Raw genomic sequence first — 23,090 nt, forward strand, 5'->3', positions numbered from 1 at the left:
ACGGCGCGCATGTCGAACGTAATGCGGGCAATGACTTCGTCCGGCTCACGGCCGGGCGGGGCAGGGCTCGGCCGCAGTTTCGCCGCGATGCTTCTGTGGCAGATCGGTATGTATGTCGTCCCGCTCGCGACGTTCCCATATTTGACGCGGGTACTCGGTCCGGCACAATTCGGCGTGGTCGGCTATGTCACGGCGTTGACGGTGTACGGAACAATACTGACCGAATGGGGCTTCAATCTCAGCGGCCCGCGAGCGGTCGCGCAATTTCGCGGCGATCCGCGGCGGTTGAGCGAGCTGGTGTGGTCGATCGTCGGCGCGAAGGCGTGCCTGTGTGTTGCGTCCTGCGCGATTCTGTCCGCCGTGCTGATGGTCGACCACACGCTTGCAGCCATGTCAACGGCGATCTGGATCGGCTGGCTCGGTGTGATCGCTAACGTCTGGACGCTCAACTGGCTGTTGCAGGGCCTCGAGCGATTCTCGTCTTTTACGGCCGTTGCGCTCGCAAGCCGGTTCGTCGCACTGCCGCTGACTTTCTGGCTGGTCCGCTCGCCAGCGGACGTAGACATCGCCATTGCGATCCAGTCACTGACATCGGTGCTTGCGGCCGGCGGGTCGATGTTGATGGCGCGTCGCCTCGGATTGCTCGGTCACCGGCATTTTTCCTGGCGTGCGGTTCGTGCGCAGCTGGTCGACGGAGCGGACATGTTCGTGTCGACCGCATCGGTCAGCCTGTTCAGCGCTGCAAACACGGTAATCGTCGGCGCGCTCGGCGGACCGTATCAGGTCGGCTTGTATGCCGCTGCGGACAAGTTGAAGACCGCTGGAAACATGGTGCCCGCGCAGATCAATACGGTTCTCTACCCCCGGATTGCCGCGCTGTTTGCACGGCGGCAACCGGATGACGAGCGAGCGGCTGCCCGACTGACGATATCCGCCGGAATCGCGATCGTGTTCGTGACGGGCATCGGCATCGCGATCTGCTTTTCGATATCCGATGTGCTCACCCGGTTTGTGCTCGGTGAGAAATTCGCCGGCGCGTCGTCAGTCGTGAACGTCCTCTGCCTGTCGACGTTGTTCGGCAATGTCGCCTATTTCCTCGGGCTCCAGGTACTGGTGCCCTTCGGCCGCACACGCCGGCGCGCTCGCGTGATGCTCGCGGCGGGAGTGCTCAACGTACTGCTCGCGGTACTGCTGGTGCCGCGCTGGGGCGCGGCCGGTGCGGCCACTGCATACCTGGTGGCGGAGTTCACGTTGCTTGCGGTCTTCGCATTGTGGATCGCCCGGTCGGCGACGCTGCGCGCTCACTTTGCACAGTCAACTCGATCTGAGGGCGCGCCATGACATTCGATATTCGCGTGATATCGCTGTCCGATTCGCCGAGACGTGCGGCGATCCGTGAGATCTTGGGCCGTCACGGTGTCGAGTTCGACTTTGAGGACGCATTCGACGCACGAGCGCTCGACGCGGACGCGTGCTCGGCCATGACGGACGCCGCGCGGGTCATCGCACGCTATGGCCGACCGCTGAGCCGCGGCGAGGTCGGTTGCTTCGTCAGCCATGTGCGCGTATGGGAAAAAGTCGTTCGATCGGGGCGCGCGACGATCATCCTCGAGGATGATGCGATGCTCGACCACGCGCTGTTCGAACGTCTGCTTTCGGCTCCCGGCAAGTCGCTCTCCGACCATGCGGATATCGTGCTGCTGGGCCGCTCGAAGCTGTCCCGCGAGCGCGCAGTGCTCGCCTACCTTTACGAGCCGCTGAAGCGGGCGCGGTCGATCGCGGGGCTCCAGATCGGTGTGCCGTTCAAGCAATGGACGAGCGGGTCGGTCGGCTACTGGATCAGCGTCGACGGTGCGCGCAAGGCGCTCGAACATACGCGTGGTTCGGTCGGAGCCCTGCTGGACGACTGGCCGTGGCATCGCGATCACGGCGGGCTGCGCATCGCCGAGCTGCGTCCGTATGCGGTTTGGGAGGCATTCGAGACGATGCCGAGCGCGATCGAAGCCGGACGCGTCGCGCTGTCGTCGCGGCGTCACGGCGCGCTTGAATGGTTGTACAAGCCGCTGCGCGTCGTCCGTGCCGTCTTTCGCTGGCTGATCGTGGCCGCACTCACCCTTACCGCGTCGCGCGGCCAACTCTTTGCTCGCCATGGATGACAGCCTTCGTTTCTCGTATGGCCCGCGCTCGCCGCGCTCCGTGACCGAGCCGGCGACGCGAATCGCCGCGACGCTGGCATGGGCGACCCTCGGCATCGGACTCTTGTTGTCGCCGCTTGGCGACTTCCTGTCCGTCTACATGACGAACAGTGCGACGTCGCACGGGAACGACGCGCGCATCTCGTTGCTCGTCCGTGGCGTGATGATCGCCGGCCTTCTGGCGTTCACGCTATCTGGGTTTCGCGCAAGGATGTCCGGTGTTCGCATCACGATCGCGGCCGTGCTGGCGCTCTGCGTGACGCTCGGCGCCTACGTGCTCGGCGCGCTGACAGATCGCGATGTGATCGAGCAAAGCGTGTTCGTACTGAAGGTGTTTTCGTTCTTCGTTTATCCGGCGGCCATGGCACTGCTCAGTGATCGGCGCCTCGCGCAAATCGAACGGGTAGCGTTCGTCGTATTGCTGATTTACGGCGCATCGATCGTGATGGGCGCGGCGATGTCGATCGAGATGTTCCGTAGTTATCAAGCCGAGACGCACATTCGCTCGGGGTACAAGGGGATCGTCTATGCGCAGAACGAAGCCGCCGCGTTGATCGTCGTTGCGCTCGGATTCGCGTACCTGCATGCGTTGACAAGCGGCTGGAGACTCCGCAGCGTGGCGCTCACGACGTGCATGCTGGCCGCGGCAATGCTGTCCGGGACGAAAGGGGCGGTGGTCGGCGCGTTGGGAATGACCTGCGCGTTTTGTTATGCCCGATTCGACGCCATCAAGGCAACCCGCTATGTCGGCATGGCCGTCGCTGCGCTGGTTTCGGCTGCGATTCTCGCCTATCTGTTCATTCCTGCGGTGAATGACGCGGTGGAACTCAGTCAACGCTACTTCGCCCATCAGAGCGGACGTATCGGCAACGACAAGATCGTCACGCTCCTGCTTTCCGGTCGGAACCTCAAGTTCGCCAACGTCTGGGACGATCTCCAGCAAGGCAATTTCGTCGCATTGCTCACGGGCGGATATCCGGTCGTGCGTTACATGGTCGAGATCGACGTTCCAGACTTGATCCTGATGCTCGGATTGCCGCTTTTTACTGTCTATATCTGTGCGCTTTCGGGTTCATTCTTGCGCCGAGGGCCGCGCACCATGTCGCGCCGCTTCGGGCGCCTGTTCTTTATCGTGCTGTTTGCGATGGCTTGCACTGCCGGACACGTGCTGGGTTCCGCGGTGATCAGCCCATTTCTTGGATTGATTGCGGTCCGGATCCGGCGCGACATGCACCGGGTGGCACGTGAGAGGGCCGGTCTATGAGAAAGGTCGCAACCGGTATGCAAGAGCCGGCGCGCACGCGCCTGATACGCGTGTTGCATGTCGGGCCCGGGCACGGCCAACGCGGCGGCATCGCGTCGGTGCTCGGCGAACTGATGGCGCAGCGCGATGCTTTTGCGAACGCGTCGATTCAGATCGCGTTCTTCGGAACGCACGGATTTCGCAAGGTGCGCGACGCGGCGAGCTTTGCGTGGCTCGACGTTGCGAGATTTCTTCGCGACGTATGGAGTGCCGACGTTATTCACTTTCACGTTTCCGAGCGTGGGTCGTTCTATCGCAAGCTGTTCCTGTGCCGAATCGCAAAACTCTGTCGGCGACGCGTGGTCTTCCATCTTCACTCGGGGAATTTCGATCGGTTTACGGAGCGGGCGGGCCCGCTAACGCGCATGGCAATTGAGTGGTTCGTGGGCAGCGCGGATGCCACGGTCGGTGTCTCCGAAGCGGGGGCGCGCGTACTGAACCGGTTCAGGAACGGCGCGGGCGACGCACACGTGATCGCGAACACGGCCGTCGACGCGCAGAACGCGCCCATGTCGACGATGGCGGTGCCCGACCGTACGTACATTGCGTTCGCTGGTCGGCTGTCCGAGCAAAAAGGGCTCGCAACGTTGATCGAGGCGCTGGCCGCGTTGAATGCAATGGGCCGCTCCATCGATCTCGTGATGGCGGGCGACGGCGACACGCAGCGCTGGCACGACTACGCCGAAACGCTGCGCGTGGCCGATAACGTTCGATTCGCCGGTTGGCTTGCGGGTTCGGGAAAATCCCGTTTTTATCGAGAAGCCCTGCTGTTCTGTTTGCCCAGCCGGTTCGAATCGTTCGGCATTGCCGCGCTGGAGGCGATGTTTTACGGGGTGCCGGTGGTGGCGACTCGCGTGGGCGGCCTGGCCGAACTGGTCGATGACGGCGTCACGGGATACCTCGTCGAGCCGGACGATGCGCCGGCGCTTGCGCGCGCGATGCACGCGATCGCCAGCGATCCGGCGCTTCGTGAGCGAATGGGGCGGGCTGCCCGCGAGCGAGCACAGCGCTTGTACGCAGCCGAGAGGGTCGTTGCGCGGTATGTGGATTGTTATCGACAAATAGTCGGAAGGAGCTGATATGAATGCGAAGCGGGATTTTCGACGCGCGCTGGTGGCAGCATGTATTGGCTTGACGGCTGTGTCCGACGCGATGGCGTCTGCGTCGGATTTCACGAAATCGGTGCATGTCGAATCCTATCGGTCGATTTACACGAACGATTGGCAAAACGGAATCGGCGACATCGAAATTCAGGCCGTGCGGCACTCGGATGTCACGTGGGTGGCGGATCCGGCGAATCCCACACGTCGTTCGATTCGTGTGCAGATTCAAAAGAGCGAGAATTTCACGTATCTGATCAATGGATCGCCGCGCGCGGAATTCACGCTGCCTCGCGACGTCGTCTTTGCTCCCGGGCATGATTATCTGATTTGGTGGCGCACGTATCTGCCGCGCGACTTTGCATTTGATTCTCAACAGATGGAGATCATCACGCAGATACATCAGAGCGGCCTGGTCGGATCGCCGCCATTCATGCTGACGCTGCTGGGCAACGAGTACACATTTTCCGTGCGCGGCGGAACCAATACCCTCCACGGATTCGGCGGACGCCTTTGCTGCGCATCCGATGATCGGGGCAAATGGGTCGACTGGGTTCTTCAGTACACGCCTGATGCAAGCGGCGAGCATGCGATCACGCACCTGTGGAAAAACGGCACAAGTGTCTTCGACGGAAGCGGGAAGCCGAATGCGTATCCGGGCGACGTGAGCGCTTATCTGAAGTTGGGCGTGTATAAACCGGGCTGGCAGAAAGACCCGTCGGACGTGACCGTCGTAACGCTGTACTTCGGCAAGGTCGCGATTGGCGACAGGAAGGCCAAGCGATGAGCGCCCGACTTGATCCCGCGCAGGTGTCGGAGGCTGTGCTGGCCCACTGCCGTCGGCACGCGTATGCCGGCCACGACCCGTTCGACGGGTTGAACAGCCGGCTGTTCAGATACACCGGGTTGTCGAAACTGCCGTTTGCCAGCATTGCGTGGCTGCAGTTGCACAAGCGCAGTCCGTTCAACTTCAGGCAGCTTCTCGGTGTTCCGAGAATGCGCAATCCCAAGGGCGTCGCCCTCATCGTGCTCGGTCTGCTCGAGCGCGAACGGCGCATCGGCGACGGGGCGAGTGTCGACGAGGCGCTCACGCTCGGCGACTGGCTGCTGCAGCAGCGCGTAGACCGCGAGCGCTGGCGCCATAGCGCGTGGGGCTATCACTTCGACTGGGCTGCCAGGGCATTCTTCGTGCCGGTCGGAACACCGAATGCGATCAGCACCTGCTATGTCGCGCGTGCGTTGTACGCGCTTGGCGACGTCACCGGTGAGGCGCGATTCATCGATGCGGCGGTCGATGCAGGTCATTTTCTCGATACGCTTTATGTGCCGCATCAAGGCTCGGGCTATTTCGCGTATATCCCGGGCGAATGCGCGTTCGTTCACAACGCCAATTTGTGGAGTGCGGCGTTCGTAGCCGAGACGGCAGTGCGGACCGGAGACGTGCCGATGCGAGAACGCGCGATCGCTGCCGCACGATTGACGGCCTCGATGCAACGACCGGACGGTGCGTGGGCGTACGGCTTGCGCAGCCATCACGGTTTTGTCGATGGATTCCATACCGGCTATAACCTCGAGGCGCTGCATCGGCTGCAGCGCGTCTGTCGAACCCGGGTGTTCGCCGAATCGATCGATCAGGGGCTCGCTTATTATCGACACGCGTTTTTTCTGGCCGATGGAACCGTCAAATATTACGACGACAGGATCTGGCCGCTCGATATGCACTCCGTTGCGCAGGCACTGATCACGTTGCTGACCGTCTCGACGTCGGACGTGGACTACGCGTTGGCCGTGCGCGTATTCGAGCGGGCGGTAGAGACGCTCTACATGCCGGACAAGGGCCGCTTCGTCTACCAGCGCAACGCCCGCTTCACGAACCGGGTCGATTATTTGCGATGGACCCAGGCATGGGCGTTCTACGCGATCGAATTGCTCGCGAACCGCGTTCACGCCGAAGACGCAGCGCACACTTACCTTTCCGAACCGGAAGTCCTATGAAACGCATCGAGTTGTTTGGTTGTCCGATGGACGTCGCGACCATGTCGGAGACAGTCGAACTGATCCGCAATCGCATTGCTCGCCGGCAGTTTACCCAGCACGTGGTCGTCAACGTTGCCAAGCTGGTCAATATGCAGGCTGACCCGGACCTGGCCGGATCGGTGAAGGCGTGCGACATCATCAACATCGACGGCATGGGCGTGGTGTGGGGCGCGCGCGCGCTCGGCCACGCGGTGGACGAGCGCGTCGCCGGCATCGACCTGTTCGACCGGTTGCTGCGAATGGCGCAGGATGACGCGTTGCCGGTCTTCATGCTTGGCGCAACCGATGCAGTTGTAACCGGGGCGGCGTTGGCGATCGAAAGAAAATATCCGTGCTTGAAGATCGCCGGGATTCACCACGGATATTTCTGGGACGACGAGGAGGCAGTGGTATCCATGATCCGCGCGTCCGGTGCAAGGCTGCTTTTCGTCGCGATCACGTCACCGCGCAAGGAGAATTTCATCAATCGGTGGAGGGCGGAACTCGGCGTCGATTTTGTCATGGGGGTGGGCGGCACCTTCGATGTGGTCGCTGGCAAAGTTCGACGTGCGCCAATCTGGATGCAGAACGCGGGTCTCGAATGGCTGTTTCGGGTGCTTCAGGAGCCGAAACGGATGTGGAGACGTTACTGGACGACGAACAGCCGATTCGCGTGGATGCTCGTGCGCGCGCGATTCGGGGCACGGCCGCGCGGCATGCCGACGGGGCGTACCGGCCACTGAACCGTGCACGGGCATTCCAGGCGGCGGCCACGGAGCCGCCGCCTTTCCGTACAATCGGGGCATTATCGACGGCGTTCCACCCCATGCCCCTCCTCCCCACCACCGCCACCGCCCCTTTCTGCCCGTCGGAAGTAAAGGGCAGCATCACGATCGACGCCGGCGCGTCGCGCTGGATGAAGCTCAAGCGCTTCTTCGGCCCGGGCCTGCTGGTTGCGATCGGCTACATGGATCCCGGCAACTGGGCGACCGACATCCAGGCCGGCTCGCAGTTCGGCTATTCGCTGCTGTGGGTCGTCGCGTTCTCGAGCGTCGCCGCGATCTTCCTGCAGATGCTCGCCGCGCGGCTCGGCCTCGTGGCCGGCAAGGACCTCGCGCAGGCCAGCTACGACCGCTACGGTCCGTTCGGGCGCGTGTTGCAGTGGGTTACCGCCGAAGTGTCGATCATCGCGTGCGACATCGCCGAAGTGCTCGGCTGCGCGCTCGCGTTCAAGCTGCTGCTCGGCGTGCCGCTCGCATGGGGCATCGTGCTCACCGCGCTCGACACGGTGATCGTGCTCGGTCTGCAGGGCAAGGGCGTCCGGCAAATCGAGGCGATCGTGCTCGGGCTGATCGCGACGATGGCGTTCTGCTTCGTCGCACAGGTCGCGATCACGCCGCCCGACTGGCATGCGGTCGCGACCGGGCTCGTGCCCGGAGATCCCGGCCACGACCGCAAGGACGCGATCGTGCTCGCGCTCGGCATCGTCGGCGCGACGATCATGCCGCACAACCTGTATCTGCATTCGTCGGTCGTGCAGACGCGCCACGTGGTCGGCGGCGCACGCGGCCTGATCCGCGACACGCTCGCGCTGGTGCGCATCGATACCTGCGTGTCGCTGTTCGTCGCGATGCTCGTCAACGCGGCGATCCTGATCGTCGCAGGCGCCGCGTTCCATGCGACCGGGCAGCACAACGTGACCGACATCGAGCAGGCCTACCGGTTGATCACGCCGATCGCCGGCGGCGCGGCCGCGCTGCTGTTCGGCATCGCGCTGCTCGCGTCCGGGCAGAGTTCGACGCTGACGGGCACGATCGCCGGCCAGGTGATCATGGACGGCTTCCTCCATACGAAGATCCCGTGCTACCAGCGCCGGCTGATCACGCGCGGGCTCGCGCTGGTGCCGGCGCTGATCGGCGTGCTGTGGCTCGGCGAAAACTCGGTCGGGCAACTGCTCGTGTGGAGTCAGGTGCTGCTGAGCCTGCAACTGCCGTTCGCGATGTGGCCGCTGATCAGATCGGTCAGCGATCGCAACACGATGGGCGAGCATGCGATCGGCCGCAAAATGCAGATCGCCGCGTGGGCGCTGTTCGTCGTCATCACGGGTACGAACCTGCTGCTGATTACGGGTGTCGCGGGCTGATACAGCCTGTCACAGGCTGAAACAGGCGCCGGGCCGGCTTGCGTTAAACTGCGGCCTTTCTCCGGCCGTTCGAAGTCCGTCATGTGGAGTGAAATCAGCAACATCGGTGATGCCGCACTGACCCTGCCGGTCGCGCTCACCTGCGCGGTCTGGCTCGCGCTGTCGAACTGGCGGCTCGCGTTGCGTTGGGTCGTGCTGCTCGCGGCCGGCATGAGCCTGGTCGGCGCGACCAAGATTCTCTATGCGGGCTGCGGGATCGAACTCCCGCAGTTCGACTTCCGTGTGATCAGCGGCCACACGATGATGTCGACGTCCGTATGGACCGTCGCGCTGTCGATGATGTGGCAGGCGTTTCGCCCCGGCAACGCGCCCGGCGCGCTGGCCGGCCTCGCCGTCGGGGCGGTAACGGCCGTCGCGCGCGTGCTCGACCATTCGCACACGACGCCCGAAGTCGTCGTCGGCTGGCTGCTTGGCGCTGCGGTCGCGCTGGCGTTTCTGCACGCGTACGCCCGGGTGCCGAAGCGACCGTTCGCGCCGCGGATCGCGGCCCTCTGTCTGCTGCTCGTGTCGGGCATCGCATACGGCCATCGTGCGCCGTTCCAGCAGATGATCGACACGCATTCTCCTCAGTTCTGCGCGTTCCTGCGCACGTCCGGCGACGGGTTCTGACGCGCTTGCCCGAGGACTCAACGGAGCCATCGGCGCACCGGCCACGGCTGCGCCGTCGCCCGGCGGCCGTTCCCTGGTCTATTCCATTCGCTTCCTCGCCGGCGCCGGCGGGCGTTCGGCTAGCGTGGAGCCGGTATGCGCGTCGATCGATCGGGCGCGCTGCGCGGTCATGGCCAGCCGGTCTTGCGGTCTTCGGTTCACCGGTTCCGGCGTGGAAGTCATCAGAAGCGCCTATGACCGGGCATTACCAATATTCATTTCATCGATAGGTCGCATTCGCGTACGCTGGCGATCGTCCGGCGCTCGGAGCGGCTGGGCGCGGTTTGTCCGGCACGGCAACCCAGGCTCGTTATACTCGCGCAATCCGCGGCCGTCGGCCCGCGCACGGCAACCGCCGTTCCGGCACCGGTCCGCCTCGACGATCCACGAAAGGAGCAAGTTTCCATGACAGTCGTTTCCCCGCGTCTCGCGGGCAAGTGCGCGTACATCACGGGCGCCGCCGGCGGCCTCGGCCGCGCGATCGCGCGCAGGATGGTCGAGCAGGGCGCGCGCGTGTTCCTGACCGACGTCGCCGACGCGGCAGTGCTCGACGCGTTCGCTGAGGAACTCAATGCGGGGCACGCAGTGCCGGTCGCGTTCGCGGCCACGCAGGACGTGCGTGACGAAGCGCGCTGGCAGGCGCTGCTCGCGCAGGCGGTCGATGCAATGGGCGGGCTGTCGGTGCTCGTCAACAACGCGGGTGTCGGGTCGATCGGCTCGCCCGCGCAGATCGAGCTGGACGAGTGGCGGCGCGTGATGGCGATCAACGTCGAAAGCATCGTGCTCGGCTGCAAGCATGCGCTGTCGTATCTGGCCGAGAGCCATCCCGCATCGATCATCAACATCTCGTCGGTGGCCGCGTTCAAGGTCGAGCCGGACTTCACCGCTTACAACGCGTCGAAGGCGGCGGTGGCGTCGCTGACGAAGTCGGTCGCGATCGACTGCGCGCGCCGCGAGCTGGATGTGCGCTGCAACTCGATCCACCCGGCGTTCATTCGCACAGGGATCGTCGAGCCGCTGTTCCAGTCGCTTGGCGAACGCGACGCGACACGCAAGCTCGCGCGCGGCATTCCGCTGCGCCGGCTCGGCGATCCGGACGACGTCGCGTATGCGGCCGTCTACCTGGCATCCGACGAGAGCCGCTTCGTGACGGCCGCCGAACTCGTGATCGACGGCGGCATGTGCGCGGTCTGACGCGCAGCGAACCCAACTACCGGAGGAGAACATCGTGGCGACACCCATGAACCGCCAACTGCTGTTGAAGACGCGCCCCGAAGGGCGGGTCGGCCGCGAACATTTTTCATTGGTCGAAACGCCGGTGCCGGCGCTCGCCGACGGCGAAGTGCTCGTCCGCGTGCTGTATCTGTCGATGGATCCGACCAATCGCGTGTGGATGAGCGACGTGCCGCAATACCTGCCGCCCGTCGCGATCGGCGAGGTGATGCGCGCGCTCGGCATCGGGCGCGTGGTCGCGTCGCGCCACGCGGATTTCGCCGAAGGCGATCTCGTGCAGGGGCTCGTCGGCTGGCAGGATTACGCGGTGGTGCCGGCCGAGCAGGCCGCACAGCTCGTGAAGCTGCCCGCGCAGTCGGGCCTGCCGCTGCCGACGATGCTCGGCGCGTGCGGGATGAGCGGGCTGACCGCGTACTACGGGCTGACCGACATCGCGCCGGTGCAGCCGGGCGAGACGCTCGTCGTGTCGGCGGCGGCGGGATCGGTCGGCTCGATTGCCGGCCAGATCGGCAAGATTCACGGCGCGCGCGTGGTGGGCATCGCAGGCGGCGCGGACAAGTGCCGCTACCTGACGGAGACGCTCGGCTTCGACGCGGCCGTCGACTACAAGGCTGCCGATTTCCGTGAGCAACTGAAGGCGGCGACGCCGGACGGCGTGCACGTGAACTTCGAAAACGTCGGCGGCGAGGTGATGCGCGCGGTGTTGTCACGGATGGTGATCGGCGGGCGTGTCGCGCTGTGCGGCGTGATCTCGAACTACAACAGCGGCCGCGCGGCGGACGACGTCGGCGTGCTGATCTCGAAGCGGATCACGATGCGCGGCTTCCTGATCCTCGACTATCGCAAGAGCCGCGAAGCGGTGCAGACGCTTGCCGGCTGGCTGCGCGACGGCCGGCTCAAGGCCGAGGAAACGGTTGCCGACGGGCTCGAGAACGCCCCCGACGTGCTCAATCGGCTGTTCGACGGCGATCATCGCGGCAAGCTTGTGCTGCGCGTCGATCCGCAAGCTTGAGCGCACGCGTACTCCTGCGTTGAGTTCGAACCAGCGGGCATCGATTTAGGATTCGTCCCATATCTTGTTCCGAGCGGTCTCCTTAAATTTATTACCGGCAAACGGCGGCGTGACCTGCGCGTCACGCCGCCGTTTTTTTGCGCGGCAAAAACGGAGGCTCCACATGCGAACGAAGGCAGGGCAGGCGGCATCGACCGCGGTGCGCGCGCGAACGATGCGGCGCGTCGGCGGCAAGCTGCGGGCAGTCGCGACCGGAATGGGCGCGGCGTGCGCGATGGCCGCTGCCGGTGCGGCCGAGCGCGGGAATGCGGATGGCATCGTCCGGTTTACCGGTGCGCTCGTCGATCTGTACGACGTGACGTTCGAAGCGCCGTCGAGCGACGTAGTCGAAGGTGCGACCGCGACGCTGCGCTTCGACGCGCACGGCCGCGGGCTGCCGGGCGTGGAGGTGGCGCTCGTGCGGCCGGACGGCCGACCGTTGCGGCGCAGTGGGGTGATCCGCGCGACGTGGCGCGACGCACGAAGCGATCGGAGCGTGTGGCTGGCACTGGACCGCACACATCGTGTCGGTCCCGATGGCGGCGTGTTGACGGTGGCCGGGCCGGCGCCGGAAAGCGAGACGGGCGCCGTGGCGCCCGTCGTGATCAGAATCCGTCATCCGTAACACGGTCGCACACGATCATGTGCGGGCGCGCCGCGTCACTCGCCTTGTTCGGCGCGTGCGTAGATATCCCAGCTCGCCATGAACAATGCGGCGACGAGCGGCCCGATCACGAAGCCGTTGATGCCGAACAGCGCCATTCCGCCGAGCGTCGAGATCAGCACGACCCAGTCGGGCATCTTCGTGTCCTTGCCGACGAGGATCGGGCGCAGCAGGTTGTCGACGAGGCCGATCACGCCGACGCAGAACGCAACGAGAATCACGCATTTCCAGATCGACCCGGTCGCGAGAAAGTAGAGCGCGGCGGGCACCCACACGAGGCTCGCGCCGATTGCCGGCAGCAGCGACAGGAACGCCATCAGCGCGCCCCACAGCACGACGCCCTCGATCCCGAGTATCCAGAAAATCAGCCCGCCGAGCGCGCCTTGCACGAGCGCGACCGCGATATTGCCCTTCACGGTTGCGCGCACAACCGTCGTGAACTTCGCGAGCAGCAGGTTCTTGTGCTCCTCGTCGAGCGGAATCGCGCGGCGCACGCGCCGGCCGATTTCGCCGCCGTCGCGCAGCAGAAAGAACACCATGTACAGCATCACGCCGAAGCTGACGACGAACTGGAACGTGTTCTGGCCGATGCTGAGCGCCTGCGCTGCCGCGAACTGGCTGATCTGCGCGGCGCCGTCGGTCAGCTTTTTCTGGATGCCGGGGACGTTGGACAGCCCGTACTTCTGCAGCAGGTGCTGGATCGACGTCGGCAGCGCGTGAAAGATGTCGTGGACGTATTGCGAATAATTCGGCGGTGCGTCCTTGAGCTGCTGGTACACGTACGCGATTTCCTGCACGAGCGTCGCCATGACGAACACGAGCGGCAGGATCACGATCAGGATGATCAGCGACATCGTCACGAGCGCCGCCAGGTTGCGCCGCTTGCCGAAGCGTGCGGCGAGCCAGCGTTGCACCGGCTGGAACAGGATCGCGAGAATGGTGCCCCAGAACACGGCTCCGGAGAACGGCGCGAGGATCCAGCACAGTCCGACGGTGACCGCGAACAACAGGAAATAGAAGAATTTTTGGTGATCGTGTCCGCTGTCCATGGAAGGTTCGCGCAGATTGTTGTCCGGTTTGATTGAATCTCGTTGCTACGGGCGCGATCGGCTCGCGAACGGCACGCATTCGCGGCGAAGCGCGCGGCGTGGCGGCCCGAACGGCAGTATGCCCGCAAAGGTGCCGCCATCATAGCCGCTGCGTGCGGCACATGCGAAAACGCCGCGGCCGGAGCCGCGGCGTTGCCGGGACGCAGGCGCGGCAGTGCCGCGCATGAGCGTCAGATGTTGAGCTTGGTGACCTTGGTGCCGTTCACCGACAGGTCGCCCATCAGGCCGGCATTGGTCAGCACCAGCACCTCGACCGGCGCGGTGGCCGTATTGGTGTCGACCGCGCCGTTCGCGCCGACCTTCACGACCGCGACCGACGCGTCGGCGCCTGCCGACCAGCCGTCGGACTTGCGGAACGTGTCGAGCGCGTCCTGCGTCATGAACAGGAACACGACCGCCTTCGACTGCGCGCCCGCCTGCAGGCCGACCGACAGCGACGACGTGTTGTAGTACCCGACGGTGCTGCCGCCGACGCGCAGCGCGCCGTTGCCGGATTGCGCGCCGACGATGAAGCCGGCCTGCAGCACGTTCGGGAACACCAGCACGCCGCGCGCCTTCGACACGAGGTCACGCGAACCGGGCACCGTCGAATAGAGGCGCGACAGCGTCGCGTTTACGCTGGCGTCGATCGACTGCCGTTTCGATGCGCTGGCCGCCGCGGTGTCGGGCTTGTCGGGCGTGGTCGTGCAACCGGCAAGGGCGAGACTGCCGAGCATCACAGCTGCGGCGGCTTTCAGGGCGAGGGACTTCTGCATGGCGTTTCTCCTTCGTTGTCGGGTTGAGGACGAACCGGGTGAACCCGCTCAACGGCGGGAAAGGAGCAGGCCCGCGACGAATGCGAGACCCGCGACGACGCCCGCGGTCTGCCACGGGTTGTCGTGCACGGCTTGCGATACGCGCTCGGCCGATTCACGCAGCCGGGCGGCCGCGGTGCCCGACGCGTAGTCGAGCGTGCTGCGCGCCTCGTCGAGGCGCGCCTGCACCCGCTTGCGCAGCGCGGCGATATCGCCGTCGCCATCGTTCTTCAGCAGGTCTTCGAGTTCGTCGACGAGCCCGCGCAGATCGTCGGTCACGTCTGCATGCAGATCGCGGGCAGCTGCGCGCGTCGTGCGTCCCACGCGCCGGCCGGTGCGACGGATGTCGGACAGGCCGCGGTCCAGCTTGTGTTCGATCGAGTCGGTGAGCGCCATGGTGTTTATCCTCCTTCGATTTGATTTGCAGCCCCAGATTGCAGGCCAATTTGAAGATAAGACGAATCCCAGCAACCAGTGTGATTCACATCAGCCAATTGAGTTTCGAGACAAATTTTCAATTCGCCGGCAAGTTTCCCGGGAAGCCCCGCCGCACGGGGCGCGGCGGCGATTGAAAAAATTTCGCAATCGCGAGCAGCAGCACGACGAGGCCGCTGCGCGACGCGAAAGTCCGGTAAATATGGCGTCGCCTGGCCAATCAGGTAAATAGTGCCGTTGCACGCGTTCTGTTGATGCAATTGCACTAATCGCCATGGCGTGCTTGAGCACACTTCGTGCCCGGGACGGGTCAGACCGCGCCTTCGTCCAGTGCCAGGTCGATGACGACGGGGTCGTGGTCCGATGACCGGTATGGATCGGGTGCGTAATAGGCTGCCCTTTGCGCCGCGGTTTTGTAATCGGGCACGGATTGGAGCGCGGCCGGTTCATCGGCGTTGATGTGCCAGGTCTGCGCGGCCCTCACGCGGGCGGCAAGCCGCGAGCTCGCGAGCGCGTGATCGAGGTTGCCCGCTTCGCCGCGGAATACGTAGCTGTAGCCGCCATGACCGGCGAAGCGGGCCACGAGGTTCGTGTACCCGTGCGCTGCGAGCGCGCGCAACGGGTCTTCGTGCGTGTAGCTGTTCAGATCGCCGAGCAGCAGCACCCCGTCGGCCGCGGCGCCGGTCGGCGTCGTCGCGAGCCACGCGGCGATGCGCTCGGCCGCGCGCGTGCGCGTCGCGTTCCAGCAGCCTTGGCCGTCCGATTGATCGAGATCGGCGCCGGCGGCGCGCGAGCAGTTCTTCGACTTCAGGTGATTGACCGCGACCGTGAACGCGCGGGTGCCGCCGATGCGTCGGAACGTCTGCGCAAGCGGCGGCCGGTTGCGGCCGTCGAGCGCGACGCTCGTCGCGCGCCCGGCCGCCTCGATCGTCCGGCTGTCGTACAGCAGTGCAACGGCGATCGCATCGCGCCCGAGCCGCGCGGTGCCGGGTTCGACCGCGCGCCAGCCGTCGCCAAGCCGGGCCGCGAGCCGCTGCACGGCGCTTGCTTCACCGTAGCCATTGTTCGCGATCTCCATCAGGCCGATCACGTCGGCGTGCAGCGCTCGTAGCGCGGCGACGATCTTCGCTTCCTGTCGCGCGAACGCGGCGTGCGTCTTCGCGCCGCGGTTGGCCGGATCGTCGAAGCCGCCCGCGCTGTCGCCATTGAAGTAGTTGAACACGTTGAACGACACGACGCGCACGTCGGCGTCGGGATGCCGCGCGGGCGCGGCGGTCCGCGGGTTCGGCGCGGCGTCGAATACCGGAGCCGGCGCCGCGACCGGCTGCAGCCGCCAAGTGCCGTAACGCTTCTCCAGCACGCCGTCGACGCCGCGCACCGTGTAGCCCGCGCGCAGCGTGTTGGCCGCACTGAGGGCGGGTGGCGGATATCGGGCGGTCGCGGGGTTCACGCGGCTCGAGCCGTCGTCGAGCACGATCCGGTTGCGTGCATTGATCGCCGCCTGCGCGGCGGCTTCGGCCGGCGGCCCGACGTGAGTGGGCGCATACAGCCGGCCGTGGCTGAGCACGACGCTGCCGTAGCGACCCAGTTCGCTGGTATCGCTGACCGTCAGCGTTTGCGCAAAACGCACGCGCATGCCCTCATGTGCGGCGAACACGGCGTCGTTGTCGACCGGCAGCGTCAGCGATGCAGGCGTGACGGTCTGCCCGCGTGCGCACACGGTTGCGCGGCCCGCCAGCGTCAGCTGCGTGCGGCCGTATTTGTGCTCGATCCTGCCCGTCACGTGCACAAGCTCGCCCGGACGGACGCGCGCATGCGGCGCGTAGACGAACAGCCCTTCCGGGACGCCGGGCCGATGCCGCCGCTGCGCGTCCGCCTGCTGGACGAAAAACCCGCGGAAGCCGCCGGCGCCGTTGAATGCGGCGGTGACGACCGCCTCGATCGACGTGGTGCGGCCGTCCAGCGGCGAGCGGCCGTCGGGGTGCCGGATGTCGGCGATTGCCATTGTCGCGCCGCCGCAGCCGGCGTTGAGCGGCAGCGCGGCGACGGCGGACGCGACGCACAGGGCGAGCGACGCGGCGAACGCGACCGCGAGCGGCGGTGACAGGCGTGACATGGAGCGTTCCCCAGGAAGAAAATTCGCAAGTTCGGGAAAGCATCTTGACGGCAAAATCGCGTGCTGCGGACGAAATGGCCATCAGGCCAATGCCGAATGGCCAACGATGGCGGCAGAGCGCGCCAGGGCTGTTACGCTTCGCATCTGGCGCGTCATTCCGGCGCGCGCTCCGAACGCTTGCACGCGGCCCCTCAGGAGATCTCCATGTCGTACATGCTGTTGATTGTCGAACCGACCGGCCAGCGCGCCGAACGCACGCTCGAAGAGGGCCAGGCGCTCTATGCGCGGATGGTCGATTTCGCCGAGACGCTGAAAGCGCGCGGCGTGCTGCGCGGCGTCGAGTCGCTGGAGCGTTCCGAGCGCGCGACGCGCGTGCAGGTGCGCGACGGCGAGACGCGCCTCGTCGACGGCCCGTTCGCCGAGGCGAAGGAAATGGTCGGCGGCTTCTTCATCGTCGACGTCGATACGCGCGACGAAGCGATCGAGATCGCGCGCCAGTGCCCGGCCGCGCAATGGTGCACGGTCGAAGTGCGTGCGGTCGGCCCTTGCTTCCTGTGACGCCCACTTCTCGGTGTTAACCCTGATTCGTCGGGCTGCACGTCGATCCTGCGGTCTGCCGCCCGTCGTCCGTATGAGGCGCCGATGAACGGACGCCGCTTTTCACCGACGACAAGGAGTCAACGATGCGATTCATGATCATGATCCGGGCGAACGCCGTGAGCGAATCCGACGCTTTGCCGGACAACCGGCTGGTCGAGGCGATGACGGCCTATCACGAGGAACTGGCGAAGGCAGGCGTGCTGCTCGATGCGAACGGGCTGCGGCCCAGCGCGCGCGGGTGGCGCGTGCGGTACACCAACGGCAAGGGCACGGTGGTCGACGGGCCGTTCGCGGAGACGAAGGAACTGATTGCCGGCTATACGCTGATCCAGGTGCGCTCGCGCGACGAAGCGCTCGAATGGACTCGCCGGTTCCCGGCGCCGTTCGGCGCGGAGATGGAATGCGAGATCGAGGTGCGGCCGCTGTTCGAACTCGACGACCTGACGCCGAGCGAAGCGGTCGAGCGGTTCCGCGACCTCAACGTCGGGCGCGGCCACGCCGCATGAAGCCGCTTTCGCCGGGAGCGACCGTCATGCATCGAACGATCTTCCTCAGCCTGCCGGTGGCTGATCTGCCGCGCGCGAGCGCATTCTACGTCGGGCTGGGCTTCGACGTCGTGCCGGCCTATACGAGCGACCGTTCGGTCTGCGTCCGGGTCAGCGACGCGATCCTCGTAATGCTGCTCGAGCGGCCGTTGTTCCAAAGTTTCACCGGCAAGACGATCGTCGATCCGGCCACGCACGTGCAGGTGCTGCCGTGCTTGTCGTGCGAGAGCCCGGCCGACGTCGATGCGATGGTCGTGAAGGCGCGCGCGGCCGGCGGCACCGTGCCGCGCGAGCCGCAAACGGATGCGGGCATGTACACCCACGAGTTTGCGGACCCGGACGGCCATGAGTGGGGCCTGTGCGCGCAGTTGGGCGCGGCCGCGCACGGGGCGGCGTCGTGACGCTCGAGGCGACCCATCGTGCGATCGAGGCCGTCTGGCGAATCGAGGCGCCGAAGATCATCGCTCGCGCCGCACGCGTGGTGCGCGACGTCGGCGTGGCCGAGGAGCTTGCGCAGGACACGCTCGTCGCGGCGCTCGAGCACTGGCCTGTCGACGGCGTGCCCGACAACCCGGCCGCGTGGCTGATGACGGCCGTGAAGCGGCGCGCGCTCGACCGGGTCCGGCAGGAGTCGCTGCACGCCGCGAAGCGCGACCAGCTCGGCCATGAGATGGACGCGCTCGAAGCGCATGTCGTCCCCGACATCGCGGACGCGCTCGCCGATGCGCGCGAAGACGATATCGGCGACGATCTGCTGCGGCTGATCTTCACGTCGTGCCACCCGGTGTTGTCGACCGATGCGCGTGTCGCGCTGACGCTACGGCTGCTTGGCGGGTTGACCACAAGCGAAATCGCGCGTGCGTTCCTGTCGCCGGAACCGACGATCGCGCAGCGCATCGTGCGCGCGAAGCGCACGCTCGCCGCTGCGCGCGTGCCGTTCGAGGTGCCGGCCGCGGATGCGCGCCCCGCGCGGCTCGCGTCGGTGCTCGAAGTGATCTACCTGGTGTTCAACGAAGGCCACGCGGCGACGTCCGGCGACGACTGGACGCGCCCGGCGCTGTGCGACGAGGCGCTGCGCCTCGGCCGCGTGCTGGCCGGGCTGATGCCGGACGAAAGCGAGGTGCTCGGGCTGGTCGCGCTGATGGAACTGCAGGCGTCGCGGATGCATGCGCGCACCGACGCGCAAGGGCGGCCCGTGCTGCTGCTCGACCAGGACCGCAGCCGCTGGGATCCGCTGCTGATCCGGCGCGGCCTCGCCGCGCTCGACCGGGCGGCGAAGCTCGGCGGCGTGCGCGGCCCGTATGCGCTGCAGGCCGCACTGGCGGCGTGCCATGCGCGTGCGCGGCATGCATCGGAAACGGACTGGGCGCAGATCGTCGCGTTGTACGACGCGCTCGCCGAAGTCGCGCCGTCGCCGGTCGTCGAGCTGAACCGCGCGGTGGCGGTGGGGATGGCGTTCGGGCCGGCGGCGGCGCTGGAAATCGTCGACGTGCTGCGCGACGATCCGGCGCTCGCGCGTTATCACTGGCTGCCGAGCGTGCGCGGCGACCTGCTCGCGAAGCTCGGCCGGGCCGATGAAGCGAAGGCGGAATTTCGCCGCGCGGCCGAATTGACCCGTAACGAGCGCGAAAGGGAATTGCTGCTGAAGCGGGCAACGGACGCGTGATCCGCCGCTCGCGGCGCGGCCTGGGCCTTGCCGCTATCGCGCGGATTGAAAAAGCCTATTGGGGGATGCGGACGCGAGCGCCTAGATTAAAGAGCACGATACGTGCGCGCTCGGCGCCGCATCGTTCCCCACATATATGATCGGCCCGGCGTCGCACGCGGCCGCGCCGACTCGAACGGAGGCGCAAATGGCTCAACTCAAGGGCAGCAAGACCGAAGAGAATCTGAAGGCCGCATTCGCGGGCGAATCGCAAGCGAACCGGCGGTATCTCTATTTCGCTTCGAAGGCCGACGTCGAAGGCCAGAACGACGTGGCCGCGCTGTTCCGCTCGACCGCCGAAGGCGAAACCGGCCACGCGCACGGCCACCTCGAATACCTCGAAGCCGTCGGCGATCCCGCGACGGGGCTGCCGTTCGGCTCGTCGCGGCTGAATCTCGAATCGGCGATCGCCGGCGAGACGCACGAATACACCGACATGTATCCGGGCATGGCCAAGACCGCGCGCGAAGAAGGCTTCGACGAAATCGCGAACTGGTTCGAGACGCTCGCAAAGGCCGAACGCAGCCACGCGAACCGCTATACGAAGGCGCTTGACGCGCTCGTCGACTGACGCGAGCTGTCGCAGGGCCGCACGGTCGGCGCGGAATATCCCGCGGCCGTGCGTCGAACGCCGCCCGCTGCACGGGCGGCGGGTCCGCGCGCACGCGCGCCACGCTGGAGCGCCCCATGCCCCACAAGGAAGGCAGTCTCGAAGCGCCGACCCGGCATCCGCTCGACTGGCAATCCGAAGCGTTCTATGACCAGGCCGCGATCGATGCGGAAATGACGCGCGTATTCGACATCTGCGCCGGATGCCGGCGCTGCGTGTCGCTGTGCGGCGCGTTTCCGGCGCTGTTCGATCTCGTCGACGACACGCCGATGGGCGATATCGACGAAGTGTCGAAGGACGCGTTCGGCAAGGTCGTCGACCAGTGCTATCTGTGCGACCTCTGCTACATGACGAAATGCCCGTACGTGCCGCCGCACGCATGGAACGTCGACTTCCCGCATTTGATGCTGCGCGCGAAGGCCGCGCGCTACCAGCGCGGCGAAGCGCCGCTGCGTGACAAGGTGCTGTCGAACACCGACGCGCTCGGCCATTTCGCGGGCATTCCGATCGTCACGCAGACGGTGAACGCGGTGAATCGCACGCCGCCGGCGCGCCACGCGCTTGAAGCGCTGCTGGGCGTCGATCGCGACGCATGGCTGCCGGAGTTCGCGCCGCGCAAGTTCCGTCGTGCGGCGAAGCGCTCGGACGGTCCGCCGGTACGCGACGGCGAACGCACGCCCGGCAAGGTCGCGATCTACGCAACGTGCTACGTGAACTTCAACGAGCCTGGCATCGGCCACGATCTGCTCGCGATCCTCGCGCACAACGACATTCCGTACGAACTCGTCAGCCGCGAAGCCTGCTGCGGGATGCCGCTGCTAGAGCAGGGCAATCTCGCGGGCGTCGCCGCGAAGAAGGTCGTCAACATCCCGGTGCTGGAGCGCTATGCGCGAGACGGTTACGCGCTGATCGGCGCGATCCCGAGCTGCGTGCTGATGTACAAGAGCGAGCTGCCGCTGATGTTCCCCGGCGACGAAGCCGTGCGCGCCGTCGCCGACGCGTTCTGGGATCCGTTCGAATACGTGATCGCGCGGCATCGCGACGGCTTGCTGAAGACGGACTTCAAGCAGGGCCTCGGCACCGTGTCGTATCACGTGCCATGCCACGCGCGCGTGCAGAACATCGGCCGCAAGACGGCCGACACGCTGGCGCTCGTGCCCGATACGCGCGTGAACGTCGTCGAGCGATGTTCCGGGCACGCAGGCACGTTCGGCGTGAAGAAGGCGTTCCATGCGGACGCGATGCGGATCGGCACGCCGGTGTTCAACGCGATGGCCGAGCCGAAACCGGACTTCGTCTCGTCGGACTGCGCGCTCGCCGGTCATCACATCGCGCAGGGCATCGACGAGAAGGGGCTGCCGGCCGCGCCGCTCGCGCATCCGTTGACGCTGTTGCGCCGCGCGTACGGCATCTGACGCGCTCGACCCGCTTCGTTGCGACTACATCGACGACTTCCAACGCTCTCCGAGGACATTCCATGACGCTGACCCGCGATTCGCTGCTGACGCTCGAAGCGTACGCGAAGATCCGCAAGGCCGAACACGCACGGCTCGTCGCGTACAAGCGCCGCCGCGCGGTGGCGCTCGGCAACCATCTGCGCTTGCTGTTCGAGGATGAGACCACGATCCGCTATCAGATCCACGAGATGCTGCACATCGAGAAGATCTTCGACGAGGCCGGCATCGCAGGAGAACTGGAAGCGTATTTGCCGCTCGTGCCGGACGGCACCAACCTGAAAGCGACGCTGCAGATCGAATACGAGCACGAGGCCGAGCGGCGGGCGGCGCTCGCGCGCCTGATCGGCGTCGAGGACCGCGTGTACCTGCAGGTCGACGGCCATCCGGCGGTGTACGCGATCGCAGACGAGGATCTCGATCGCGACAATGCGGAGAAAACGTCGGCCGTGCATTTCGTGCGGTTCGAACTGAGCGGGCCGATGCGCGCCGCGCTCAAGGGCGGCGCGGCGCTGTCGATCGGCTGCGACCATCCGGCCTATACGGTCGCGCCGCAACGCATGGACGCCGAAGTGGCCGCGTCGCTCGCAGGCGATCTGCACTGACACGGTCGTTGTCGAAGCAACGACCGGAGCGTCGGCGCGCGCTTCGGAACTGCCGGACCGGCGCGCTGCCCGCACTGCCTGCATGGGTGGTGAAAGATGTAACAGACCTGCCTGCGCTTGCATGCCGGGAAACAATGTGCACCGGACGTCAGCAGACTTTCGCTACTCGCAGAGAAACAATAAAAAGATTGTGCACGGAGATAATTCGGTTCGGCCGAAATTGAATGATTTACCGATCCGTAAATATCTTGTTACGAATTTATCCCGGATTTACCGATTTCAGGCCGCTGCCCCGCAGAGTGTGACAGGCCAGGGTCGGAACCAGCCGGAACGGCCGTGGCGCGGTGTGGCGGCCCGCCCCGCAGAGCCCCGCCGGACGGGGCTTCCCAGCCACCCGTATAACGATCGCGTAAAAAAATTCAACGATAAATGGATTGCGCATCCTTGGCAGGTTGTTTCAGTACGTAACATTAAGTCATTGTCATATTGAGATAAACCCTGACGATGGTATGCTTCGTGCACAAAAATTCCCACATTGGAGTGAGACCGTGATTTGTGCGCCATTGCCGGGAATGGCGGCACCGTGAAAGTGCGGTGTCGCGCCGGCATGCACAACAATCGGATAACCATAATGTGCAACCGGCCGCCCCGTGACGCGATGCGTGACGACGGCGCCGACAATCGCGGCCCCGGCCTGGTCGCGT

At 65.7% G+C, this 23,090-nt stretch carries 24 protein-coding genes; 19 read left to right on the forward strand and 5 right to left on the reverse strand.

The features are described 5' to 3' along the window. The first annotated feature begins 9 nt into the window (after positions 1–9). From WK25_RS21645 to WK25_RS21700, 12 genes are all read left to right on the forward strand, one after another. Positions 10–1,341 (forward strand): flippase, encoded by a 1,332-nt coding sequence (locus WK25_RS21645; RefSeq protein WP_236857849.1) that lies wholly within the window; start codon positions 10–12, stop codon positions 1,339–1,341. Continuing rightward, positions 1,338–2,156: a glycosyltransferase family 25 protein gene (locus WK25_RS21650; protein ID WP_069242704.1), complete on the forward strand. Its 819-nt coding sequence runs from the start codon at positions 1,338–1,340 to the stop codon at positions 2,154–2,156. The genes WK25_RS21645 and WK25_RS21650 overlap by 4 nt, the downstream gene beginning before the upstream one ends. Further along, positions 2,149–3,459: an O-antigen ligase family protein gene (locus WK25_RS21655; protein ID WP_069242705.1), complete on the forward strand. Its 1,311-nt coding sequence runs from the start codon at positions 2,149–2,151 to the stop codon at positions 3,457–3,459. The genes WK25_RS21650 and WK25_RS21655 overlap by 8 nt, the downstream gene beginning before the upstream one ends. Next, on the forward strand, positions 3,456–4,577 hold the full coding sequence (locus tag WK25_RS21660; protein ID WP_069242706.1) for a glycosyltransferase family 4 protein: 1,122 nt from the start codon (positions 3,456–3,458) through the stop codon (positions 4,575–4,577). Before WK25_RS21655 ends, WK25_RS21660 begins: the two co-directional genes overlap by 4 nt. 1 nt (position 4,578) lies before the next feature. After that, a complete protein-coding gene (locus WK25_RS21665) occupies positions 4,579–5,385 on the forward strand; it encodes a heparin lyase I family protein (RefSeq protein ID WP_069242707.1) in 807 nt (268 codons plus the stop codon). Further along, positions 5,382–6,593 (forward strand): aspartate-semialdehyde dehydrogenase, encoded by a 1,212-nt coding sequence (locus WK25_RS21670; protein WP_069242708.1) that lies wholly within the window; start codon positions 5,382–5,384, stop codon positions 6,591–6,593. Before WK25_RS21665 ends, WK25_RS21670 begins: the two co-directional genes overlap by 4 nt. Further along, positions 6,590–7,357 (forward strand): WecB/TagA/CpsF family glycosyltransferase, encoded by a 768-nt coding sequence (locus tag WK25_RS21675; protein WP_069242709.1) that lies wholly within the window; start codon positions 6,590–6,592, stop codon positions 7,355–7,357. Before WK25_RS21670 ends, WK25_RS21675 begins: the two co-directional genes overlap by 4 nt. Before the next feature lie 83 nt (positions 7,358–7,440). Continuing rightward, positions 7,441–8,757: an Nramp family divalent metal transporter gene (locus WK25_RS21680; protein ID WP_059545251.1), complete on the forward strand. Its 1,317-nt coding sequence runs from the start codon at positions 7,441–7,443 to the stop codon at positions 8,755–8,757. An 81-nt stretch (positions 8,758–8,838) separates the two neighbouring features. After that, a complete protein-coding gene (locus WK25_RS21685) occupies positions 8,839–9,426 on the forward strand; it encodes a phosphatase PAP2 family protein (protein WP_059545253.1) in 588 nt (195 codons plus the stop codon). A gap of 444 nt (positions 9,427–9,870) precedes the next feature. Next, positions 9,871–10,659, forward strand: a complete 789-nt coding sequence (locus WK25_RS21690; protein WP_059545255.1) for an SDR family oxidoreductase — start codon at positions 9,871–9,873, stop codon at positions 10,657–10,659. A gap of 34 nt (positions 10,660–10,693) precedes the next feature. Continuing rightward, positions 10,694–11,710: an NADP-dependent oxidoreductase gene (locus tag WK25_RS21695; RefSeq protein WP_069242710.1), complete on the forward strand. Its 1,017-nt coding sequence runs from the start codon at positions 10,694–10,696 to the stop codon at positions 11,708–11,710. 163 nt (positions 11,711–11,873) lie between these two features. Continuing rightward, positions 11,874–12,374: a thioesterase gene (locus WK25_RS21700; protein ID WP_069242711.1), complete on the forward strand. Its 501-nt coding sequence runs from the start codon at positions 11,874–11,876 to the stop codon at positions 12,372–12,374. Positions 12,375–12,409: 35 nt separating this feature from the next. Here WK25_RS21700 and WK25_RS21705 read toward each other — a convergent pair whose 3' ends face one another. The 5 genes from WK25_RS21705 to WK25_RS21720 form a co-directional block, all read right to left on the reverse strand. After that, positions 12,410–13,462, reverse strand: a complete 1,053-nt coding sequence (locus WK25_RS21705; protein ID WP_040139308.1) for an AI-2E family transporter — start codon at positions 13,460–13,462, stop codon at positions 12,410–12,412. A gap of 230 nt (positions 13,463–13,692) precedes the next feature. Continuing rightward, positions 13,693–14,277 carry a YSC84-related protein gene (locus tag WK25_RS21710; RefSeq protein WP_040139309.1) on the reverse strand — a complete coding sequence of 195 codons (585 nt, stop codon included), beginning with the start codon at positions 14,275–14,277 and terminating at the stop codon, positions 13,693–13,695. A 48-nt stretch (positions 14,278–14,325) separates the two neighbouring features. Continuing rightward, on the reverse strand, positions 14,326–14,712 hold the full coding sequence (locus WK25_RS21715) for a DUF883 family protein (RefSeq protein ID WP_040139310.1): 387 nt from the start codon (positions 14,710–14,712) through the stop codon (positions 14,326–14,328). Between the two features lie 5 nt (positions 14,713–14,717). Continuing rightward, positions 14,718–15,017 carry a hypothetical protein gene (locus WK25_RS31400; protein WP_144245355.1) on the reverse strand — a complete coding sequence of 100 codons (300 nt, stop codon included), beginning with the start codon at positions 15,015–15,017 and terminating at the stop codon, positions 14,718–14,720. A gap of 44 nt (positions 15,018–15,061) precedes the next feature. Further along, positions 15,062–16,867, reverse strand: coding sequence for an ExeM/NucH family extracellular endonuclease (locus WK25_RS21720; protein WP_069242712.1), 1,806 nt, complete (start codon positions 16,865–16,867; stop codon positions 15,062–15,064). 204 nt (positions 16,868–17,071) lie between these two features. Between WK25_RS21720 and WK25_RS21725 the strand changes: the two genes are divergently transcribed. The 7 genes from WK25_RS21725 (at position 17,072) to WK25_RS21755 (ending at position 22,386) form a co-directional block, all read left to right on the forward strand. Beyond that, a complete protein-coding gene (locus WK25_RS21725; protein WP_040139312.1) occupies positions 17,072–17,425 on the forward strand; it encodes a YciI family protein in 354 nt (117 codons plus the stop codon). A gap of 125 nt (positions 17,426–17,550) precedes the next feature. Continuing rightward, positions 17,551–17,973, forward strand: coding sequence for a YciI family protein (locus WK25_RS21730; RefSeq protein ID WP_059545265.1), 423 nt, complete (start codon positions 17,551–17,553; stop codon positions 17,971–17,973). Positions 17,974–17,999: 26 nt separating this feature from the next. Further along, positions 18,000–18,413: a VOC family protein gene (locus WK25_RS21735; RefSeq protein WP_040140990.1), complete on the forward strand. Its 414-nt coding sequence runs from the start codon at positions 18,000–18,002 to the stop codon at positions 18,411–18,413. After that, positions 18,410–19,678, forward strand: a complete 1,269-nt coding sequence (locus WK25_RS21740; RefSeq protein WP_040140992.1) for an RNA polymerase sigma factor — start codon at positions 18,410–18,412, stop codon at positions 19,676–19,678. Before WK25_RS21735 ends, WK25_RS21740 begins: the two co-directional genes overlap by 4 nt. Positions 19,679–19,865: 187 nt before the next feature. Beyond that, positions 19,866–20,288: a rubrerythrin family protein gene (locus WK25_RS21745; RefSeq protein ID WP_040140994.1), complete on the forward strand. Its 423-nt coding sequence runs from the start codon at positions 19,866–19,868 to the stop codon at positions 20,286–20,288. A gap of 116 nt (positions 20,289–20,404) precedes the next feature. Further along, positions 20,405–21,742: a heterodisulfide reductase-related iron-sulfur binding cluster gene (locus WK25_RS21750; protein ID WP_069242713.1), complete on the forward strand. Its 1,338-nt coding sequence runs from the start codon at positions 20,405–20,407 to the stop codon at positions 21,740–21,742. A 62-nt stretch (positions 21,743–21,804) separates the two neighbouring features. Further along, positions 21,805–22,386, forward strand: coding sequence for a DUF3501 family protein (locus WK25_RS21755; RefSeq protein ID WP_040139314.1), 582 nt, complete (start codon positions 21,805–21,807; stop codon positions 22,384–22,386). Positions 22,387–23,090 lie beyond the last annotated feature (704 nt).

Source organism: Burkholderia latens (assembly GCF_001718795.1).
Lineage (GTDB): Bacteria > Pseudomonadota > Gammaproteobacteria > Burkholderiales > Burkholderiaceae > Burkholderia > Burkholderia latens_A.

Bases quoted from the DNA above. Each gene is read 5' to 3' on its own strand.
- WK25_RS21690 (WP_059545255.1), top strand. From the start codon at position 9,871: ATGACAGTCGTTTCCCCGCGTCTCGCGGGCAAGTGCGCGTACATCACG.
- WK25_RS21685 (WP_059545253.1), top strand. From the start codon at position 8,839: ATGTGGAGTGAAATCAGCAACATCGGTGATGCCGCACTGACCCTGCCG.
- WK25_RS21750 (WP_069242713.1), top strand. From the start codon at position 20,405: ATGCCCCACAAGGAAGGCAGTCTCGAAGCGCCGACCCGGCATCCGCTC.
- WK25_RS21755 (WP_040139314.1), top strand. From the start codon at position 21,805: ATGACGCTGACCCGCGATTCGCTGCTGACGCTCGAAGCGTACGCGAAG.
- WK25_RS21680 (WP_059545251.1), top strand. From the start codon at position 7,441: ATGCCCCTCCTCCCCACCACCGCCACCGCCCCTTTCTGCCCGTCGGAA.
- WK25_RS21650 (WP_069242704.1), top strand. From the start codon at position 1,338: ATGACATTCGATATTCGCGTGATATCGCTGTCCGATTCGCCGAGACGT.
- WK25_RS21655 (WP_069242705.1), top strand. From the start codon at position 2,149: ATGGATGACAGCCTTCGTTTCTCGTATGGCCCGCGCTCGCCGCGCTCC.
- WK25_RS21665 (WP_069242707.1), top strand. From the start codon at position 4,579: ATGAATGCGAAGCGGGATTTTCGACGCGCGCTGGTGGCAGCATGTATT.
- WK25_RS21745 (WP_040140994.1), top strand. From the start codon at position 19,866: ATGGCTCAACTCAAGGGCAGCAAGACCGAAGAGAATCTGAAGGCCGCA.
- WK25_RS21660 (WP_069242706.1), top strand. From the start codon at position 3,456: ATGAGAAAGGTCGCAACCGGTATGCAAGAGCCGGCGCGCACGCGCCTG.
- WK25_RS21700 (WP_069242711.1), top strand. From the start codon at position 11,874: ATGCGAACGAAGGCAGGGCAGGCGGCATCGACCGCGGTGCGCGCGCGA.
- WK25_RS21705 (WP_040139308.1), bottom strand. From the start codon at position 13,462: ATGGACAGCGGACACGATCACCAAAAATTCTTCTATTTCCTGTTGTTC.
- WK25_RS21645 (WP_236857849.1), top strand. From the start codon at position 10: ATGTCGAACGTAATGCGGGCAATGACTTCGTCCGGCTCACGGCCGGGC.
- WK25_RS21675 (WP_069242709.1), top strand. From the start codon at position 6,590: ATGAAACGCATCGAGTTGTTTGGTTGTCCGATGGACGTCGCGACCATG.
- WK25_RS21735 (WP_040140990.1), top strand. From the start codon at position 18,000: ATGCATCGAACGATCTTCCTCAGCCTGCCGGTGGCTGATCTGCCGCGC.
- WK25_RS21670 (WP_069242708.1), top strand. From the start codon at position 5,382: ATGAGCGCCCGACTTGATCCCGCGCAGGTGTCGGAGGCTGTGCTGGCC.
- WK25_RS21725 (WP_040139312.1), top strand. From the start codon at position 17,072: ATGTCGTACATGCTGTTGATTGTCGAACCGACCGGCCAGCGCGCCGAA.
- WK25_RS21720 (WP_069242712.1), bottom strand. From the start codon at position 16,867: ATGTCACGCCTGTCACCGCCGCTCGCGGTCGCGTTCGCCGCGTCGCTC.
- WK25_RS21715 (WP_040139310.1), bottom strand. From the start codon at position 14,712: ATGGCGCTCACCGACTCGATCGAACACAAGCTGGACCGCGGCCTGTCC.
- WK25_RS21730 (WP_059545265.1), top strand. From the start codon at position 17,551: ATGCGATTCATGATCATGATCCGGGCGAACGCCGTGAGCGAATCCGAC.
- WK25_RS21710 (WP_040139309.1), bottom strand. From the start codon at position 14,277: ATGCAGAAGTCCCTCGCCCTGAAAGCCGCCGCAGCTGTGATGCTCGGC.